At 51.6% G+C, this 19,692-nt stretch carries 14 protein-coding genes; 7 read left to right on the forward strand and 7 right to left on the reverse strand.

Features of this window, described 5'->3' with window-relative positions; translation table 11 throughout:
* Window positions 1–116: 116 nt before the first annotated feature.
* A complete protein-coding gene (locus FW415_RS12550; protein ID WP_148385418.1) occupies window positions 117–1,751 on the forward strand; it encodes an SLATT domain-containing protein in 1,635 nt (544 codons plus the stop codon).
* Entirely contained in the window at window positions 1,748–2,905 is a 1,158-nt protein-coding gene (locus FW415_RS12555) for a hypothetical protein (RefSeq protein WP_148385421.1), read from the forward strand. The genes FW415_RS12550 and FW415_RS12555 overlap by 4 nt, the downstream gene beginning before the upstream one ends.
* A gap of 249 nt (window positions 2,906–3,154) precedes the next feature.
* Here the strand turns inward: FW415_RS12555 and FW415_RS12560 are convergent, their stop codons facing one another.
* Window positions 3,155–5,401 (reverse strand): Tex family protein, encoded by a 2,247-nt coding sequence (locus FW415_RS12560; RefSeq protein ID WP_148385424.1) that lies wholly within the window; start codon window positions 5,399–5,401, stop codon window positions 3,155–3,157.
* Between the two features lie 168 nt (window positions 5,402–5,569).
* Between FW415_RS12560 and mazG the strand changes: the two genes are divergently transcribed.
* Entirely contained in the window at window positions 5,570–6,334 is a 765-nt protein-coding gene (gene mazG, locus FW415_RS12565; RefSeq protein WP_148385437.1) for a nucleoside triphosphate pyrophosphohydrolase, read from the forward strand.
* Window positions 6,335–6,338: 4 nt separating this feature from the next.
* A complete protein-coding gene (locus tag FW415_RS12570; protein ID WP_148385439.1) occupies window positions 6,339–10,097 on the forward strand; it encodes an ATP-binding protein in 3,759 nt (1,252 codons plus the stop codon).
* A gap of 204 nt (window positions 10,098–10,301) precedes the next feature.
* On the opposite strand, the gene plsX is transcribed toward FW415_RS12570, so the two are convergent.
* The 3 genes from plsX to FW415_RS12585 are packed head-to-tail and all read right to left on the reverse strand — an operon-like array spanning window position 10,302 to window position 12,060.
* On the reverse strand, window positions 10,302–11,249 hold the full coding sequence (gene plsX / locus FW415_RS12575) for a phosphate acyltransferase PlsX (protein ID WP_148385442.1): 948 nt from the start codon (window positions 11,247–11,249) through the stop codon (window positions 10,302–10,304).
* Window positions 11,250–11,296: 47 nt separating this feature from the next.
* The gene (gene rpmF / locus FW415_RS12580; protein ID WP_146863302.1) at window positions 11,297–11,491 is read right to left on the reverse strand and encodes a 50S ribosomal protein L32; all 195 of its coding nucleotides are present in this window, start codon (window positions 11,489–11,491) and stop codon (window positions 11,297–11,299) included.
* 32 nt (window positions 11,492–11,523) lie between these two features.
* The gene (locus FW415_RS12585; RefSeq protein ID WP_148385444.1) at window positions 11,524–12,060 is read right to left on the reverse strand and encodes a DUF177 domain-containing protein; all 537 of its coding nucleotides are present in this window, start codon (window positions 12,058–12,060) and stop codon (window positions 11,524–11,526) included.
* A 194-nt stretch (window positions 12,061–12,254) separates the two neighbouring features.
* Between FW415_RS12585 and FW415_RS12590 the strand changes: the two genes are divergently transcribed.
* Window positions 12,255–14,720, forward strand: coding sequence for a PAS domain S-box protein (locus FW415_RS12590; RefSeq protein ID WP_148385446.1), 2,466 nt, complete (start codon window positions 12,255–12,257; stop codon window positions 14,718–14,720).
* 3 nt (window positions 14,721–14,723) lie between these two features.
* Here the strand turns inward: FW415_RS12590 and FW415_RS12595 are convergent, their stop codons facing one another.
* On the reverse strand, window positions 14,724–15,602 hold the full coding sequence (locus FW415_RS12595) for a fructosamine kinase family protein (protein ID WP_148385448.1): 879 nt from the start codon (window positions 15,600–15,602) through the stop codon (window positions 14,724–14,726).
* A gap of 16 nt (window positions 15,603–15,618) precedes the next feature.
* Here FW415_RS12595 and FW415_RS12600 point away from each other — a divergent pair, with 16 nt between their 5' ends.
* A complete protein-coding gene (locus FW415_RS12600) occupies window positions 15,619–16,692 on the forward strand; it encodes a DUF3810 domain-containing protein (RefSeq protein ID WP_148385451.1) in 1,074 nt (357 codons plus the stop codon).
* Here the strand turns inward: FW415_RS12600 and FW415_RS12605 are convergent.
* Both FW415_RS12605 and FW415_RS12610 read right to left on the reverse strand, forming a co-directional pair.
* Window positions 16,689–17,636 carry an arginase gene (locus FW415_RS12605; protein ID WP_148385454.1) on the reverse strand — a complete coding sequence of 316 codons (948 nt, stop codon included), beginning with the start codon at window positions 17,634–17,636 and terminating at the stop codon, window positions 16,689–16,691. The two genes, FW415_RS12600 and FW415_RS12605, sit on opposite strands and share 4 nt — an antisense overlap.
* A gap of 34 nt (window positions 17,637–17,670) precedes the next feature.
* The gene (locus FW415_RS12610) at window positions 17,671–18,810 is read right to left on the reverse strand and encodes an acyl-CoA dehydrogenase (RefSeq protein WP_148385457.1); all 1,140 of its coding nucleotides are present in this window, start codon (window positions 18,808–18,810) and stop codon (window positions 17,671–17,673) included.
* 193 nt (window positions 18,811–19,003) lie between these two features.
* On the opposite strand from FW415_RS12610, the gene FW415_RS12615 reads away from it, so the two are divergent.
* Entirely contained in the window at window positions 19,004–19,675 is a 672-nt protein-coding gene (locus FW415_RS12615) for a YggS family pyridoxal phosphate-dependent enzyme (protein WP_148385459.1), read from the forward strand.
* Window positions 19,676–19,692 lie beyond the last annotated feature (17 nt).

Genomic DNA, 19,692 nt, shown 5'->3' on the forward strand with positions numbered 1-19,692 from the left:
TTTTCTCCAAATTAATTGTCCCTATGACCTGATCAATGCCCCGAAGGCTTTATTGCCTGTATATGACACCCTGCGCTCCGATAGAATGTTGTTAACACTCGTAAAGAAAACCATACATGGCTATTTTACCCGAAAGGCTCATCCAGTATGAGCCGATGAACGAATGGGACGATATCCTCGCGAAAAAGAAGCTGGACCAGCTTTTTACCAATATCCTTCTGCTGACAGACGGTGAGATCGAATGGTATCACAACTGCCGGAAAAGTAAAGGTACACTGGCCAAGACCATTCGCGTCGCCGCTATTGTGCTGTTCATCTCCAGTACCCTTGCCCCGTATTTTTCCGCCATCAACGGCAATAATATCATGGTGTTGTACATCGGGTACATTCTGGCGGGCCTGGGCGGCGGCTTGTTGTTATTCGACCGCTATTACGGGCTGTCCAGCAGCTGGATACGGTTCATGCTTACCGGAATGGAACTGGAAAGCCTGCGTAACAGCTTTGTGCAGAACTGGCAATTGCTCTATTTCAGCAATCTGCCCCTGACACAGGAACGTTTTGCCATTATGGTAGATGCGCTCCTGAAATTCCAGGAGACCTTCAATGCCGCCGTAAAGGCGGAAACCGAACAATGGGCCAGGGAATTCCAGCAAAACCTCAAAGACCTGGCCGCTGCCCTGAAAGCCCAGAGTGATCAGCTGAAAGCAGATGTGGAGGCCAGCAAAACGGCATCCGGTCATACGGAAACACCGGAAGCCCAGGTGCCGATGGAGATCATCCGCGAGGCCATAGAAAGGAAATTCAGCGAATGGAAAGAGGTCTTCCATGTCGTAGCCGTTGCGGCAGGGAAAAAAATGACAAAGGGGGAAATGACGGACATCAATTGCCTGGTGTTCAGCCCCGTGGAAAAGGTGAAAGAAGGGGATCAATACTATACACCCATCCCTCCGGATATCCGGTTCACCTCCGTGAATGGCCGCACCTACAGTATTCCTACGGACGTGCGGGAGGAGGGAAGCCGGATCTACGCTTCCAGCCGCCCAAAACTGCTTTGTGATTCCACTGTTCCCAAACGGCCGGGTTGCTCCGTTTCCCGCAAAGTGGACATCAGCGGCTCCGGCACACTGGGCCTGAAGGTCTGGAAAGACGGGAAGACATACTTTCTAAGCTGCTATCATGTGCTATGCGCCCCGGAACTGAATGATGAACAATTCGACTTTTCACCCCTGAACTCCCTCGGCGATACCATTGTTGTTTCCCCAAGTGTGGAAGACGGCGGCGCTACCGGCAATGAACCGCTTGAGCTGGGAAGGGTCACGGAAGGGTGCCTGAACGGGCAGCTGGACTGTGCCATCGCCCTGATCGAAAATTCCGCCAGCGTCACGGACCGCATCTGCAAGATAGACAAACCGCCGTTGCTGCCGCTCACCATCACGGACGATCATGCCACGCATCGTTATCCCGTAAAGTCCGTGGGCCGCACTACCGGCATCATCAGCGGCGCCATACAGGAGGCCGCCGCCAGATGCGAGATCAATTATTGGATAAAAGGGAAATGGAAAACGGTTTCCATCAGCGGGCTTGTGCGCACGGACCAGCTCACGGATGGCGGCGATTCCGGCGCCCCGGTTGTGGATGAGGAGAACAACATCGTGGGCATCATCATCGCCAACTCGGCATCATTCACCTATATCGTACCTATTCAACGAATACTATCAAAATTCTCTGTCACACTAAATCAGATCCAATGAAATTCATCTTTACGTTGCTTGTTTTATGGAGCCCGCTGTTTGTTGCGGCCCAACAGTATGTTATTCCCAAAGCTGACCTGGGCGCCTCTCCCTTTGTGGACCGGGACGGCAACAAGATCGATCTTGCAAAGGACGGCTGGCAAAAGGATGCCAAGCTGGTATTTACAGGCCTTGCAGCAGGGGACCATGCAAAGATCGAAGTGAAATACCAGAGCAATGAAGTGAAAAAAGTAACGGCCGAACCTGATCAGAACGACGGCAATGCGGTATTTGATCTCAGTACGGCTGTGGATACCGATAAAGAGCATGCTTTTAACATCTACTTCGGTGGCGCCAAGCTCGGTACCGCCAGCTTTGACGTGACCCGGAGCAACAACGCCGCAGCGGAAACGGAGACCTCCAACGCCAGCTCGATCGACAGTATTTTTCACAGTTATCTCGGCGCGCTGGCCAGTGCGAACTTCACGGGCAACAACAAATTCCTGTCCAACCTCACGCCCATTGTGAACCTCGGTGGCGTCATATCGCTGGTGCCGAAGAAAGCGGACAAATGGTTCTCCTGGGACCTGGATGTAAATCCCTACCTGGGCGCGGCCATAGATGCCAAAGATTCGGTGGCCTATCTGCCGGCCCTGATGCTGTACGGCAGAGGCGGTATTGTGCTGAACAACTATCTGAATGCGGAGTTCGGTCCCGTTACGATCACGCTCATGCCGCTAGGTTTCGGGATGAAAGCGATCCCCAATTTCATGGATTCCGCCAATGTGATCACCCAGCATAACCTCCGTTTCGGCCTGGCGCTGAAATACACCAATGCCTTCCTGTTAAGCGCACAGCTCACCCAGGGCTGGCATAACCTCACTTCACAGGCGGAGGAGAATTATAAGAAAGCATTTGGCGGATCGGCTACGGATATTACCTATCTGACCGTAGCGGGACAGTTTGCGCTGAAAGGGAAAAGCAATGAGATAACGAACTACATTTTCATGGAATGGCGCGGATTGCTCAGCAAGGAGCCTTACGCAGCCTTTACCAATAACAGGATACTCACAATAGGCCTGAGAAAAACACTGGAGATCTCCGGCGGGATATTTTCTGCCAGTGACCGCCAGAGGAGAGGAAGCCGTGGGAGAGCTGTGCATTACGGGCTTTAACAGGTTGCTCAGTTGCAAAAACTATTGCTGAGACATTACCGGTTGCCGCAGCTTTTACAGCAAATGATTATTCGCCTTTCCTGCACCGTCATTCTTGTAAACGCCTGCAACCGCTTATTTTCCGGGACGATCATATCCGGAAGTCCACACCTTGAAGCGTGCTGCATATCCAGGTATCAGGGCAACAAAAAACCGGATAGACCATTTCGTCTATCCGGTTTTTCCTGTTTTCAGCAATGCCGTTCAATACTATTTGAATTTCGATTTCAATGCCAGCAGTTTGGCCTGGAAGTCGTTCACCGGCGCTTCCTTCGCAGGCTTGTTGTCCTTCCGCTCACGGCGTTGCCCACCGCCGCCGCCACCAGCGGGTTCATTGGTTTTCATGGATAAAGAGATGCGCTTGCGCGCGATATCCACTTCCAGCACCGTTACCATCACTTTCTGGTTCAGCTTCACCGCTTCATTGGGATTGCTGATGAATTTGTTGGAGAGATGGGAAATGTGCACCAGCCCGTCCTGTTTCACGCCGATATCCACAAAGGCCCCGAAGGCGGTGATGTTCGTCACCACGCCGGGCAGCACCATGCCGGGTTTCACGTCTTCCATGCTTTTGATGCCTTCGGCGTATTCGAAGATGGCGATCTCGTCACGGGGGTCCCGGCTGGGTTTGGCCAGTTCCTTAAGGATGTCTTCCAGTGTAACCTGGCCTACTTCCTCGCTGATGAAATCCTTCATATTGATATTCTTCCGGAGGTCCTCACGCCCCATCAGCTCCTGCACACTGCATTGCTGCTTTGTGGCGATGGCTTCCACCACGGGATAGCGCTCGGGATGCACTGCGGAATTGTCCAGCGGGTTATCTCCGTTCTCAATGCGCAAAAAGCCCGCGCACTGCTCGAATGCTTTATCTCCGAGGCGGGTCACGTTCTTCAGTTCCTTACGGTTTTTGAACGCGCCGTTCTCTTTGCGGTATTTCACGATGTTTTCCGCCAGGGAAGGCCCAAGACCGGAGATGTACGCCAGCAGGTGCTTGGAAGCCGTGTTCAGGTTTACGCCCACATTGTTCACGCAACTCACCACCACACGGTCCAGGCTCTGTTTGAGGTGGCTTTGGTTCACATCATGCTGGTACTGGCCTACACCGATCGCTTTCGGATCGATCTTTACCAGTTCCGCCAGCGGGTCTATCAGCCTGCGGCCGATGGACACGGAACCCCGCACGGTCACATCATGCTCGGGGAATTCTTCCCGCGCTACTTCGGAAGCGGAATATACCGAGGCGCCGCTTTCATTCACCATGAACACATTCACCTTGCGGCCGAAATCGATCTTCTTCACGAACTCTTCCGTTTCACGGCCTGCCGTGCCATTACCTACTGCAATGGCAGCAATATCGTATTTATTCACCCAGCTGTGCAGCAGTTGCTCGGCAGCCTGGCTTTTGTAGTTCTTTTCCAGTGGATAGATCACATCATGGTCCAGCATATTGCCCTGGCTGTCCAGCGCCACGGTCTTGCAACCGGTGCGGTAACCGGGGTCTATGGCGATCACGGCTTTTGGACCGAGCGGAGCGGCGAGCAGCAACTGGCGCAGGTTTTCTGCAAACACCTCTATAGCCTCTGTATCTGCTTTTTCCTTGGCGGCAGCGCGGAACTCGTTTTCCAGCGAGGGGCGCAGCAGACGTTTGTAAGCATCTGCCGCCGCTTTGGTCACCTGTTCTGCGCTGGCATTATGACCGGTCACGAATTGTTTGTTGATGATCTCCAGCGCTTCTTCTTCCACAGGCGTGATGCTGGCAAAGAGAAAACCTTCCGATTCCCCCCTGAAAATGGCCAGTACCCGGTGGGAGGGGATGGAAAACAGCTCTTCGCGGAAATCGAAATAATCCTTGTATTTCTCGCCCTCGCTTTCCTTGCCTTCATTTACTTTGGAAGAGAGTACGGCGGTATGGGTGAAGAGCTTGCGCAGCTTGTCGCGCAGCTCTGCATTTTCATTGATCCACTCTGCGATGATATCGCGGGCGCCTTTGAGGGCTTCCTCGGTGGTGGCTACCTGTTCATTGAGGAATGACTTCGCGGCTTCTTCGGGGGTATTTTCCTGCTGCTCCAGCAACAGCTTCGCCAGCGGCTCCAGGCCTTTTTCAATGGCCACCGTGGCACGGGTCTTGCGTTTGGGCTTATAAGGAAGATACATGTCCTCCAGCTCTGCCAGCACCCAGGACGATTCCAGTTTCGCCAGCAGCTCGGGGGTCATTTTCTCCTGCTCGGTAATGGTCTTGATAATGAACGCACGACGATCATCCACCTCTTCATACCGCTTTTTCATATCCTCCACTTTGCCGATCTGTACCTCGTCCAGACTACCCGTCTGTTCTTTCCGGTAACGGCTGATGAAGGGCACAGTAGAACCTTCTGCCAATAAGGTCATGGTATTCTCAGCCTGCTTTTGGGAGATGCCCAGCTCAGCAGAAATGAGCGCCACGTGTTTCGGATTCATATAAGTTTCTTTTACAATTTTGCTAAGGCCGCAAAGCTAAGTAAATTGGATTTTCTGCCAAGAAAAAGAAATTAACAATAGACCGGCCGGAAATTTGCGGGAAGGGGGATGTCCTGATTTTGCATTATTTTTCCGTTTCTTGGCAAGATTTCATTAATATTCAAGTTTATGCAGCCTGAACAAGCCTTTAGCCGATTATTGCAGATCATGGACGATCTGAGGGTAAAATGCCCATGGGACAGGAAACAGACCATCCAGTCACTCCGGCAGCTCACCATCGAAGAGTTGTATGAACTGACGGATGCCATTACGGACCAGGATTATAAAGGCATCCGTGAAGAGCTGGGAGACCTCCTGCTGCATATCGTATTCTACGCAAAGATAGGATCGGAACAGCAGCAATTCACCATCACGGACGTGATTACCGGTGTTTGCGACAAACTGGTGGCCCGTCATCCGCATATCTACGGCGATGTGAAAGTGAACAACGAAGAAGATGTAAAACAGAACTGGGAGAAGCTGAAGCTGAAAGAAGGGAAGGATTCCGTATTGAGCGGAGTGCCGGCATCCCTGCCGGCATTGGTAAAATCCATGCGCCTGCAGGAAAAGGCAAAACAGGTAGGCTTTGAATGGGAGAACCGGGACCAGGTTTGGGATAAGGTAAAGGAGGAGATGGAAGAACTGAAAGAAGCCATTGCGGCCGGTGATCCCGATGAAATGGAAGCCGAATTCGGCGACCTGCTTTTTTCCCTGGTCAACTACAGCCGCTTTATGAAGATCGATTCCGAGAATGCGCTGGAACGTACGAATAAGAAGTTCATCCGCCGTTTCCGCGCCATGGAGGGAATGGCTGCGGCGGAAGGGCGGCGCCTGGACGAGATGAGCCTTCCTGAAATGGACGGGCTATGGAACAAGGTAAAGGAAGGGGAATAAATTTATGCTCGATATCAAAGAAATAAGACTGTTTTTCCTCCGCAACGGCTATCTGCTCATCATCGCGGCCTGGCTGTTCACATTCGCTTTCCTGTTCAACAACTACTGGAGCTATTACTCTTCCCCGCACGGTGTGCAGCGCAGCCTGGAAGGCGATATCAGGGAACGGCAGCAGTCGTTTGCGGACCTTGTAGCGGATTCGGCTACCGTAGAAGCGTTGCTCAACGGTACCTACTCCGAAAAAACACTGCAGGATATCTACCGGGAAAACTATTATGTTTTTGCCTACGATAGCACGAATGAAGGATTGCAGTTGCGTTTCTGGAGCACCAGCAATGTAGCGCCGCCGCTTCAGCCCGCGCTGACGGAAGGGGTGAGCTTCCGGCGCCTCGCGAACGGATATTATGTAGTGCTCTGCCGGGAAGTGCAGCCGCAGCGGTTCGTTGTAGGCTTGCTGCCGGTAAAGCAGGAGTTTGCCATCACCAACGATTACCTGGGCAACCAGTTCTACGGCCGCCCCGCCATAGGCCGCGAGTATGCTATTCATCAACGCCCGCCGGGCCTGCCCGTGCTGGATATGAACGACCGGATACTTTTTTATCTCTTTTATAACCCCGGCCTGCAGGAACCTTCACCCAGCCTCATGAGCATGCTGTTGCTGGCAGTGGGTTGCATCTGCGTACTGATCTTCATCAACCTGTTTGCTACCCTCATGGCCCGCAGGCTGACGCCGCTATGGGGATTCCTGTTCCTGCTGAGCGTTGTATTGCTCTTCCGGGTGCTCAGCTACCTGTATAATTTCCCGGTAGACCTGCGCTCGCTCAACCTCTTCAACCCCTGGATCTATGCAAAGGACGATGTGTTCAAATCCCTGGGAGACCTGTTGTTGAACGTACTGCTGGCCTTCTGGCTGATCCTGTTCTTCCGGCAGCATGTGCGCACCATCCATCCCCCGGTAGTCCGTACCAAATGGCAAAGCTGGCTGATCATCGGCGCAGCGGGACTGGTGATGTTCATCGTCGGGCAGTTCCTGCTGGACCTGATCCGCAGCCTGGTGATCGATTCCAGGATATCCTACGATGTCACCAACTTTTTCAGCCTGAATGAATACAGCGTGATCGGCAGCATGAGCCTCGGTTTCATCGCCATCAGCTTTCTTTTCTTTTCCCAGATCGTCAATTATCTGCTCAACCAGCTCACGGATTTCCAGTACCGCAGCAAGTACGTTTCACTGGCCGTTGTGGGCCTGGTATGGCTGGCTTTCCGCATCAATGCGCCGGACCTCAGCGCCTCCGTGGCGTTTATGTTCTGGCTGCTGGGGTATGTGATTTTGCTGGACCTGCTGGAGCTCCGTTTCAGCCAGCGCAGCAGCACCCTGCCGTTCATCGTGTGGATGCTCATGATGACCGTTACCACGTCCGCCGTGCTCATCTATTACAACAACCTGAAGGAGCTGAGCAACCGGAAACATGTGGCGATGGACCTTTCCCGGCAGCGGGACCCCTACCTGGAAACGCTGCTGAATGATGTAGGGGAACGGCTGGTGCAGGACCCCCAGGTCCGCAGTTTCTTCCTGGAACGCACCCGCACCGGTAAACGGGCGCTGGAGCGTACCCTGCAGGAAAAATACTTCTCCCGCTATATCAGCCGCTTTAACGTGCAGTTCTTCACCTACGATGAAGAAGGGCAGCCGCTTTTCAACAGCAGCCGCACCAGCTTTGAATCGCTGCAGGACCGTATCATGACCGGCAATGAGCTGCCGCATGTGCTGGGGAGAGACCTCTATTACGACGAAAGAAGCTTCAACGATTACAGTTATATCGGAAAGAAGGAGATCTACGGGCGGGGGGACACCGTATCCGGTTACCTCTTTTATGAGGTCCGCTCGGAACCCGAGATCATGCAGCCGGACCGCTTGTATCCGGAGCTGCTCATCGAAAGCGGGGTGCGCGATCAGCAGTCGGAGTACATGGACCGGTATTCGTATGCTGTGTACAACAAAGGGCAGCTGGTCACACATCACAATAACTATCCCTTCAAGGTAAGGCTCGCGCCATCGGAAATTCCCGCCGCGGATACCGTGTTCGATGAAAATAACGGGTATTCGCTGTTATATTACCGCGAATCGAAAGACAAGCTGGTAGTGGTGGCCAAGCCCACCCGCAACTTCCTGGAGTTCATCACCCTGTTCGCCTACATGTTCTGCCTGTTCCTGCTGATCATTGGCATCTACAGCCTGGTGGACCTCTTTGTAAAAGCCCGGCTCCGGATATCCAACCTCCAGGCGATGCTCAAGCTGAGCATCCGCAACAAGGTGCAAAGCACGATCATCTTTGCCGTGGCATTTGCTTTCCTGGCGCTCGGACTTGCCACCATCCTGTTCTTCATCAACCGCTCCCGCGCGGAGAATGCGGAACGGCTCAGCCGTACCGTGCACAGCATTGCACAGGATATCGAGAAGGTTTTTTATACCCAGCGTATGCTGGACCAGGTGGAGACCATCTATGATTCCATCTTTCTGGCGGACCTCTCGCGGAGCATCGGCGCCATTGCCACCGAACATAACGTGGATGTGAATATCTATGATACCGGCGGGCATTTGCAACTGTCCGCCCAACCCCTGATGATAGAAAAAGGGCTGATCTCCGATGCCATGAACCCGCTGGCCTTTTATCACCTGTCAAAGCTGAACAAGATCCAGTACATCCAGGAGGAACAGATCGGGGAGATGAAATATATCAGCGGCTACATTCCGCTGCGGGACAACAGGGGCGTGTTCGCCTACCTCAATGTGCCGTATTTTGCCACACAAACCGAGCTGAACCAGCAGATATCCACCTTCCTGGTAGCCCTGATCAACATCAATGCGTTCATATTCCTGATCGCCGGGCTGCTGGTATTGCTGATATCCAATACCATCACCAAATCGTTCTCCCTGATCACGGAGAAGTTGCGCAGCGTGAACCTGGGCCAGTTGAATGAACCGGTTGAATGGGATAAGGAAGACGAGATAGGCCTGCTGGTAAAAGAATATAACAAGATGGTGCAGAAGCTGGAAGTGAGCGCGGAAAAGCTGGCGAAAAGCGAGCGTGAGGGCGCCTGGCGGGAAATGGCCCGGCAGGTGGCGCATGAGATCAAAAACCCGCTGACCCCCATGAAGCTCAGCATCCAGTACCTGCAACGGGCCATTGCCAACGATTCCCCGGATGTGAAAGCACTGTCCAGGAACGTCGCCAATACGCTGGTAGAACAGATAGAGCATCTGTCCAATATCGCATCGGACTTTGCGGCATTCGCCCATATCACCAAAATAAACAACGAGGAGTTCTCGCTGAGCGAGCTGCTGTCTTCCGTCACCGGCCTTTACATGAGCAACCCGGAATGCCATATCTATTTCGAGCGGAATGACAACCCCTATATGGTGGAAGCCGATAAAACGCAGATCAACCGCCTTTTCACCAATCTGCTGCAGAACGCCATACAGGCCATTCCGGAAGGCAGGGAAGGGCATATTGCCATCAGCATGGAAGATGGGGAGAGCGGAGAGACCGTTATCGTAAAGGTCACGGATAACGGCACAGGCATTCCGCCGGAGGTGCAGCCGAAGATCTTTGTACCGAATTTTACCACGAAATCTTCCGGCACCGGGCTGGGACTGGCGATGTGCAAGAATATCGTGGAGCAGGCCGGGGGAAGGATCTGGTTTACGACCGCTCCCGGTGTGGGGACCACATTTTATGTTGCGTTGCCTGTTGTAGAGTAACAACGGAGATACCGCGCATTTGTTCCCTGCGGCAGGGCAATTTCACTGGCAGGTGAGCCGTATAGGGCTGCGGCAGGCATAAAAAAGGGGATGACACAAAAATAAAGTGAAAGCGCAGAGCATTGCGTAAACGTCAGTCACGCATAAAGAAGGGGCTGTATCAAAGTTGATACAGCCCCTTCTTATATCGTTGTACGATCAATATTATTTTACTTCCACAAAGCTCTCCCTGATCTTGTCCATCAGTTTGCTGTCCACCATCCGTTTGGCGAGGTCTATCATATTTGAAAAAGCCCTGCCGTGGGAAATGCCATGCCCGATGATCACCGGTTCAGCCACACCGAGGACAGGCGTGCCGCCGTATTGCTCAAAGTCGAACTTGTCCATATAATCATCTTTGATATTCCGGCGAACGGCCACATCATGGAAGGATTCGGCCATTTTCAGCACCACATTGCCGGTAAAACCTTCGCAAACGATCACATCCACATTGTCCCTGAAAATATCGCGGCCTTCCACGTTGCCGATAAAGTCGAGATGGCTGTTCTCTTTCAGGAGGGGATAAGTGGCTTGCGCCAGGAGGTTGCCCTTGCCTTCTTCTTCACCGATATTGAGCAATCCTACCTTCGGTTTGTTGATGCCCATGATGTATTGGGAGTAGAGCGAACCGAGAATGGCGAACTGTACCAGGTTTTCCGGTTTGCAGTCCGCATTGATGCCCACATCCAGCAAAAGGCCGTTAGTGCCGTTCTCGCGGGGGAGTACGGTAGAAATGGTGGGGCGCTGAATGCCTTCGATGAGTTTGATGGAATAGATGGCACCCACCATCATGGCGCCGGTATTGCCGGCACTGATGAATGCATCAATCTTTTTGTTCTGAAGAAGATGAAAGCCGATAGAGATGGAAGATTGCGGCTTTTCTTTAAGTGCTTTGGTAGGATGTTCATTCATCCCGATTACCTGGGATGAATGAACAACGGTATATCTTGACTGGTCCAGTTGCGCATCCGTCAACAAGGGCGTTAAGGCTTGCTCATCACCTATCAGTACAAGATGCGCATCTGATGCATCACTGTCTAAAAATAATCTTACTCCTTTTACTGCTTCTGCGGGGGCATAGTCGCCACCCATCATATCTAGCCCGATTCTCATGAACTGTAGTTTGTCTGTTAGCTCGGGGGTAAAATTAGTAAAAATTATTATTTAGCAGCTGCTTGTTTTTCCAATACAACTTTCCCTTTGTAGAACAGTTTGTTCTCTACCCAGTGGGCACGGTGTCTCAGGTGCACTTCGCCGGTAGCGCTGTCTGTGCTTAAAGTGTCAGCAAAAGCCTTGTAATGCGTTCTTCTTTTAGCTGATCTTTGTTGCGAATGTCTGCGTTTAGGATTCGGCATTTTATTTGAGTTTTAATTGTTCTTGTTATTTGTTAATTGTCTCTGAATTTTTCCAGACCTTTCCAGATCGGGTTCGTCTCGTCTTCGCCCTGCCGGTTCATTTTATCCAGCATTTCCAATACTTTCGGATCGCAGCCGCTCTTGCCGTTGCTGTCAACCGGGTGGATGCGCTGCATCGGGATGCTCAGATTGATGAACTCATACACAAAAGCGGCCACATTCAGATGTGAATCCGTCCTGGAGATATAAGTTACGTCCGGGTCTTCATCCGCGCCCAGCTCACCGGGATTTTCCACCAGCTTTACCACCTGGTTGAAATCGTCCCACAACTGCATTTCAAACGGTTGTCCACAGCGGTCACAGGTCACGGTTACCGTGCCTCCAACCTCGAATTTCAGCAAAAAGAAGTTATTCTTCTTGTCAAATTGTAACTTTACCGTGGCGTTACAGTTCGAGAAATCCTGCGGCCCGTAGTTTTCAAAGAAACTATCAGTGATCTGGTATTGGAATGTATGCACTCCGGGCGTCAGACCGACAAAAGCTATGTCAAATTCGCGGAGATGCTTCATATCAAAAACCTCACTTTTAGAGGGATGCAAAGGTAAACAAATATTTCCAAAAGCAAAAATTTCCTAATTTTGCTGATACTCATATTAATTTTATATATAAAAATTTATAAAAATATCAGATATTTACGAATAGACAGTTGCATCAAATTTCCTAACTTCATATAGTAACGGTATTAATTGCTGAACAATGCCTTATGAAACCCTATAAAGTATCCTATTCAGACGACATGACACCCGACAAAGGAAGAATAGGCAGAATCAAGAAGCGTTCTTTAAAGTCCCCTTCCTCCCAGGCGGAAGGGCTGCCCCATATATTCGCGCTCCCCATCGCGGTGTATCTGCAGAATACCAATGCAGGTGTACTGGTTTCCGATGAAAAACACCGCTTTATCTGGGGAAACGATGTATTCATGGAATATTTCAATACCGGTAGCGGTTACGACGGCAATATCATCAATAAATCATTTCCCGCAATGATCTCGTTCATTGCCCCATATGTTGTGGATGCTGCAGCTTTTGAATTGAAAATGAAAGAGTTGCGCAAGCGGAAAAAGCCGTTCTTCGGTTGGGAAATGACCTACCGGGACGGTCATATCCGGGAAGTGAGCTATATTCCGGTTTTTGACGAAGGCCGGTTTGCCGGCAGCATCTGGCAGATCGTGGACGTCACCCGGCACCGCCTCTGGCAGGAGGAACTGAAACGAACGGATGAAAAATACCGGGTGATCCTGGACAATCTCAATGCAGCCCTTTGCGAAACGGACCTGGAAGGGAATATCACCAAGGTGTACGAAAGTTTCTGCCGCCTCTCCGGCTATACGGAAGAAGAATTGATCGGGCGCAATATTACAGACGTGTTCGTACCGGAGGAAAACCGGGAATATGCCCGCAATCTCCGCCGGTACCGGGTGGAAAAAAAGGTGGCGCTGCTGTACGATATGGAAATTGTGCTGAAAGACGGCTCCCGCCGCTGGGTATTGGCAAGCTCCGGCAATATTTACGACCGGGAAGGCAACGCGGTGGGTGGTGTAGGGATACATATGGACATGACGCCGCAGAAAGTGCTGCAAAAGGAGCTGGAAACCGCCCGTCATGCCGCTGAAGAAGCCCAGCGCACCCAGAAGGAGTTCCTGGCCAATATGAGCCACGAGATCCGGACTCCGCTCAACGCCATCATCGGAATGGTACATTTGCTGGAAGAAACGAATCTGGATGAAGAGCAAAAGGAGTATATAAAGATACTGAAGCACTCCTCCGGCATATTACATGGACTTATTACGGATATCCTTGATATTTCGAAGATAGAAGCCGGCAAACAGGAAGTGAACGCCCGGGAGTTTGACCTGCGGGAGCTGGTGCAGAGCATGAAGCAGACCTTTCAGGTCAAACTGGGGCAAAGGCCGGTAAAAGTGACGGTAGATATCGATAAAAGGATAGATACCCTGCTTGTAGGGGACGATATGATCCTGAACCAGATCCTCATGAATCTGTTAGGGAATGCGGAGAAGTTCACAAAAGAAGGAGAAATTGCCATCAAAGCGCAACTGGACGATAGACAGGATAATGCCCTCTGGCTTCGGTTCTCCATCTGCGATACCGGTATCGGCATCCAGAAAGACAAGCTGGAACTGATCTTCCAGAACTATAAACAGGCGGAAAAAGAGATCCGTGAGCGATATGGCGGTACCGGCCTCGGCCTGGCTATCGCCAAACAACTGGTAGAATTGCAGGGCGGCCAGATCAGCGTACAGGAAGGAGGGGAATACAGCACCTGTTTTTCCTTTACCCTGCCGTTCAGCGATACAAGAAAGCCCCTTTCACCGGGAGCTGTTGCAGACATGGAAAGCCGTAACAACAGGTTCAATTTCGCTCATGCCAGGATACTGGTGGTGGAGGACAACCAGATGAACCTCAAATACATCATCAGTCTGCTTGAAAAATACAGGGTAGACTACCAGCTGGCCACCAACGGGCCGGATGCGCTCTATTTCCTGGAATCCCGGCAGTATGACCTTGTGCTGATGGACATCAGGATACCCGGGATGGACGGATTCGAACTGGCCCGGAAGATCCGGGAGGATGAAAGCAAGCCCAATGTGGCCACACCTGTTATTGCCACCACCGCCACCGCCATGCCGAATACCGTGGCGCTGGCGCGGAACATCGGCATCACGGAGATCCTTACGAAGCCCTATACACCTGATCAGCTGTTGCAGGTGCTTAACAAATACCTCAACGAAGACGAAACTGAAATCATTATGGAAGTGCAAAATATCAGTGGTTACGAATTTCACCCGGGGCTTGACGTCCGGTACCTGAACACCCTCTATGAAAGCAACATCGGTTATGCGATCGACCTGTTCGAGATCTTTGTGATGACCATCAGGGAAGAAATGGGGAAGCTGGAAACCGTCGCAAAGGAGCACGACTGGGAACAACTGAAGTTCCAGGTGCATAAGATCAAACCGAACTTTTCCATGGTGGGGCTGACCTGGATCACGCAAAAAATGGAGGGACTGGAAACCTATCTCCGTAAAGCGGTGGAACTGGAAAAATTACCGGGTATGCTGGAAGAGATCGCCCGGGAAGTGGATCATCATTTTCCGATTATCGAGCAGGAACTGCAGAAGATGTACGACTTTGTGAAAACGCAGCCTTAAGGACTATATCCCGTTAAGGATCTCCTTTACATCACTATAATAGTTTCCACCGAACAATACGAGATGCACCAGCAGGGGGTACAGCTGACATAACCCGATGCGCTGCTGCCAGCCTGCTTCAAGGGGGCGTATGGCATGATAGGTATAGTAAAACCGGGTATCGAACCCGCCGAAAAGCCTTGTCATAGCCAGGTCCATTTCCCGGTGGCCGTAATACACCGCGGGATCGAAAATATAAGCCTTACCGTTAGTGCCTACCAGGAAGTTACCGCTCCACAGATCGCCATGCAGCAATGCGGGCGGTTCATCGGGGAACAGTTCCGGCAACCGTCTGCAGATGGATTCCAGCTGCTGCATCATTTGCTTGTCCAGCCGGTGCTGATCATAAGCCATTCTGCCGAGCGGCAGCAGCCGGTTGAACGCATAGAACACGGCCCAGCTGGAATAAGGGGTATTGTATTGTTTGATAGTACCGATGTAATTGGCGGCGCTCAGGCCGAAATAAGGCTGGGTCTGCTGGTGCAGCTTTGCAACGGCCGCCGCGAAGTTTTCCCAGAAATCATTGGCCGCCGTGCCCTTTTCGAGATATTCCGTAACGAGGAAAGCCCGATTGCCTGCCCTGCCGTGACAAATGGGTTGCGGTACGCCAATGTGCCCGGTCTGGCGCAACTCCTCCAACCCGTCCTGCTCCCGCAGGAACATGTCCGGATAACGGCGGGCATCATTCAGCTTCAGGAACCATGATCCCGCATTGGTGCGTAAACGCCAGGTCTCATTTATATCCCCGCCATGTATCCTTTCCGCCTCTTTTATCTGTATTTTCACGGATAATTCTGCGGAAAGGGCTTCGGCTATGTCCGGTTTGATTATTTCATCTATCATGTTCCTTTAAGTTAAAATGGAGACGAACGACCTGATCAGGAGACAATTCATATCCATCGCCATCTGCATATCAGCAATCCTGTTGTTGAATGGAATATTCACAGTGGGCGGCTGGCTGGCGGATCTATACTTTCATAGGTGGTACGGGTTTATCAGTACATTTTTCAGAAAAATTACCGGTCTCGTACCGGTAAGCATAGGCGACGTAATATACATCACTTTCATAATACTTGGTATTATTTTTATATTAAAAATGCTCTTCAATCTTGTCCTGGGTCTGTGGAAACCCTTGTTATACAGGACTTTGAAGGGAATAGCCGTTTTGATGTGGATGTATTTTGCATTCCTGTTGTTATGGGGAGGGCATTACCGGCGGCATACGCTGGCGGTGGACCTGCACCTGCAAATGGAGCGGTACACCACGGCCGACCTGTACCTGCTGACGGATACACTGGTGAAGCTGACGAATCGCGATAAAGCGATGCTGGAAGCCTCCGGCCTGCCGGAACTGGAAAGAGAAGAGATGTTCCGCATGGCATCGGAAGGTTTTCAGCAAATGGCTGATACCCTGCCGGTATTGCGATACCGTCATCCATCCGTTAAATCGTCCCTGTTCGGGGAATATCTGAATTATATCGGGGTGACCGGCTATATGAACCCCTTCACCCTGGAAGCCCAGGTGAACACTACGATCCCCAATTTCGTACAGCCCTTTACCACCTGCCATGAAATTGCGCACCAGGTAGGGTATGCGCCGGAGGAAGCGGCCAACTTCGTCGGCTATATCGTTGCCAGTAATACGGGCGACAGCCGTTTCCGCTATGCGGCGAACTTCGAGATGCTGTTGTACAGCGTCCGGCAGCTGGGGCGGCGGAGCGGATACCTCGCCAGGCAGGTGTGGGACAAAACGGATACCGGCGTACGGGAAGATGTGCGGCGCCTGGCCACTTTTTATCGCAAATATGAAGGGCCGATCGATGATTATTCCGCCGTGTTGTACGATCAGTACCTGAAAGCCAACCGGCAGGAGCATGGCATCCGGAGCTACAGCGAAGTGGTGGGCTGGCTGATGGCCTATTATAAGATCTAGTTCATCATCAATACGTTCACGCTGCGTTGCAGGATATTGAAAGCGATCTCGGCCATGAGGTTCTCCCGGTCCAGCGTAGGGTTCACCTCTGTGATCTCGAAACAGCAGATCTTGCGGTGCTGCATGAACTTGGAAATGAGATCTTCCGCTTCCCGCTCCCGTAGCCCGTTGCTGACGGGTGTTCCGGTACCCCTGGAAATGGAAGCATCCAGACTGTCCACATCGAACGATATGTAAATATGTTCGCAGTTGCTCAGATAACGGAACACGGAGCGGGCGACATTTTCAGCGCCCTTCCGCCGCACTTCCCCGGTGGAGATCACCTTCATGCCGTACTTTTTGATGAGATGGTCTTCTTCCTTCTCATAATCCCGCAGGGAGATGAACACAATATCTTCCGGCAATACCTTCGGCGCTATTTTCCCGATGTTTTTAAGCTGGTCCCACATCCTCACCGTATTCTCGTCCACTTCATGCACTTTATGGTCCAGATTATCTTCCGCTATGGAAACGGCCAGGGGCATGCCGTGCATATTGCCGGAGGGTGTGGTGTATGGGGTATGGAGGTCTGCATGCGCATCTATCCAGATAACACCGAGCTTCGCTTTCGGGCGGGCCATTTTAAGGCCTGCAATGGTGGCGCCGGCGGTGCTGTGGTCTCCGGATAACACAACGGGGAACCAGTTGGCCTTGATGGTATCGCAGATACTTTTGCTGATACGGTCGTACATCGTATAAGTGCCTTTGATGCGCTTGGCATATGGGGACTCTATCGGCTCGAACAGGAGTTTGTTCTCCGTTTCAATTTCTTCAGTAGGAAAATGCACGAAAAAGCTGCTCATGAAATCGAGCGCGGCGATCTTGATCGCATCCACGCCAAGGCTGGCACCACGGGTGCCGGCCCCGATCTCGGATTTGACTTCGATGATCTTGATGTTTTTCATATACTGTTTTGGTGTGGGCCGCATGTTCAGTCTCTTAACTGAGTATGCTGCGGCTGATCACGATCCGTTGTACTTCGGACGTGCCTTCATATATCTGTGTGATCTTTGCGTCCCGCATGAGGCGCTCAACATGGTATTCTTTCACATAGCCGTATCCGCCATGCACCTGTACGGCTTCGGTGGTTACCCACATGGCGGTTTCGGAAGCGAATACTTTAGCCATGGAACTGCTCAGGGTATAATCCAGTTGGTTGTCCTTTTCCCATGCGGCGCGGAGGCACAGCAGGCGGGAGGCTTCAATACGTGTGGCCATGTCCGCCAGCTTGAACTGGATGGCCTGGTGCTGGCTGATTTCCTTGCCGAATGCCTTTCTTTCTTTCGAATATTTCAGTGCCAGCTCATACGCGCCGCTGGCAATGCCCAGCGCCTGTGAAGCGATGCCGATGCGGCCGCCGCCCAGGGTTCTCATGGCGAATTTGAAACCGAAGCCATCTTCACCGATCCTGTTCTCTTTCGGCACTTTCACATCCTGGAACATCACGCTATGCGTATCGCTGCCCCGGATGCCAAGTTTGTTCTCTTTCGCGCCGATGCTCACGCCCGGCATATCTTTTTCAATGATCAGGGTGTTAATGCCCTTGCTGCCTTTCTCCGGATGCGTTTGCACCATCACCAGGTACACACTGGCGGAGTTGCCGTTGGTGATCCAGTTCTTCGTACCGTTCACCAGGTAATGGTCACCTTTGTCCTCCCCGGTAGTACGTTGAGAAGTGGCGTCTGAACCGGCTTCCGGCTCACTGAGCATAAATGCGCCGATGATCTCGCCTTTAGCCAGCGGCACCAGGTATTTCTGTTTTTGCTCTTCCGTGCCGAAAGTTTCCAGCCCCCAGCAAACCAGTGAATTATTAACGCTCATCACTACGGAAGCAGAGGCATCTACTTTGGAGATCTCTTCCATCGCCAGTACATAAGATACGGTATCCAGGCCCGCGCCCCCGTATTGCGGGTCAACCATCATGCCTAAAAAGCCAAGCTCCCCCAGTTTTTTAACCTGTTCGGCCGGGAATCGCTGGTGTTCATCCCTTTCAATTACGCCAGGCAATAATTCATTTACAGCAAAATCTCTTGCCGCCTTTTGGATCATCAGGTGTTCTTCAGTCAGTTGAAAATGCATAAATCGTGGATTGTGGTATGTACAAACCTATTTTAAAATGAGGATGTAAAAAAATCAGCCTGCCAGAATTGAACAGCATCAAGCAATTTCAATAAATTGTTGAAAAATTTGCAGGAATGTAGCCGGATATATGAGGCATTTCATAAAGCGCCTTTGTTCATAAATGCGCAAAGTCGATTATTTTTACAGGAATATGGCAGTGAATTTAACCGCCTACCGGCAGGTGCTCAGTGAAATCGACCATTACCGTGCCCGCCTGGTAGCCGTATCAAAGATCAAACCCGTTTCAGACATCCTTGCGCTGTATGAGGCCGGCCAGCGCATTTTCGGCGAGAACTACGTACAGGAACTGGTGGACAAGGCTTCGCAGCTTCCGCAGGATATCCAGTGGCATTTCATCGGCCATCTGCAAAGCAACAAAGTCAAATACATCGCTTCATTCGTGAGCATGATACATGGGGTGGACAGCCTGAAGCTGCTGCAGGAGATCAATAAGCAGGCAGCCAAACACAACCGCGCGATCGATTGCCTGCTGCAGATACATATTGCCACCGAGGAAACCAAGTTCGGGCTCGATGAGCAGGAACTTTATCAGTTGCTGGACCAGGCTTCCGGCTTACCGCATGTGCGCATGGCCGGGCTGATGGGCATGGCCAGCAATACGGATGATGAAGCGCAGATACACCGGGAATTTGCAGGGCTGAAGGCATTGCATGGCCATGTCAAAGCGAAGTATTTTCCGGATACCGGTGACTTTAAGGAATTATCCACCGGCATGAGCGGGGACTATAAGATAGCGCTGGAAGAAGGCAGTACGCTGGTGCGTATCGGTAGCCTCCTGTTCGGCGCAAGGAATTATGTGTAAAAGAATAAATGACGATA

Source organism: Chitinophaga sp. XS-30 (assembly GCF_008086345.1).
Classification (GTDB): domain Bacteria; phylum Bacteroidota; class Bacteroidia; order Chitinophagales; family Chitinophagaceae; genus Chitinophaga.

Excerpts from the sequence above, each read along its gene's own strand:
- FW415_RS12550 (WP_148385418.1), top strand. The coding sequence starts at position 117 with ATGGCTATTTTACCCGAAAGGCTCATCCAGTATGAGCCGATGAACGAA.
- FW415_RS12555 (WP_148385421.1), top strand. The coding sequence starts at position 1,748 with ATGAAATTCATCTTTACGTTGCTTGTTTTATGGAGCCCGCTGTTTGTT.
- FW415_RS12560 (WP_148385424.1), bottom strand. The coding sequence starts at position 5,401 with ATGAATCCGAAACACGTGGCGCTCATTTCTGCTGAGCTGGGCATCTCC.
- mazG (WP_148385437.1), top strand. The coding sequence starts at position 5,570 with ATGCAGCCTGAACAAGCCTTTAGCCGATTATTGCAGATCATGGACGAT.
- FW415_RS12570 (WP_148385439.1), top strand. The coding sequence starts at position 6,339 with ATGCTCGATATCAAAGAAATAAGACTGTTTTTCCTCCGCAACGGCTAT.
- plsX (WP_148385442.1), bottom strand. The coding sequence starts at position 11,249 with ATGAGAATCGGGCTAGATATGATGGGTGGCGACTATGCCCCCGCAGAA.
- rpmF (WP_146863302.1), bottom strand. The coding sequence starts at position 11,491 with ATGCCGAATCCTAAACGCAGACATTCGCAACAAAGATCAGCTAAAAGA.
- FW415_RS12585 (WP_148385444.1), bottom strand. The coding sequence starts at position 12,060 with ATGAAGCATCTCCGCGAATTTGACATAGCTTTTGTCGGTCTGACGCCC.
- FW415_RS12590 (WP_148385446.1), top strand. The coding sequence starts at position 12,255 with ATGAAACCCTATAAAGTATCCTATTCAGACGACATGACACCCGACAAA.
- FW415_RS12595 (WP_148385448.1), bottom strand. The coding sequence starts at position 15,602 with ATGATAGATGAAATAATCAAACCGGACATAGCCGAAGCCCTTTCCGCA.
- FW415_RS12600 (WP_148385451.1), top strand. The coding sequence starts at position 15,619 with ATGGAGACGAACGACCTGATCAGGAGACAATTCATATCCATCGCCATC.
- FW415_RS12605 (WP_148385454.1), bottom strand. The coding sequence starts at position 17,636 with ATGAAAAACATCAAGATCATCGAAGTCAAATCCGAGATCGGGGCCGGC.
- FW415_RS12610 (WP_148385457.1), bottom strand. The coding sequence starts at position 18,810 with ATGCATTTTCAACTGACTGAAGAACACCTGATGATCCAAAAGGCGGCA.
- FW415_RS12615 (WP_148385459.1), top strand. The coding sequence starts at position 19,004 with ATGGCAGTGAATTTAACCGCCTACCGGCAGGTGCTCAGTGAAATCGAC.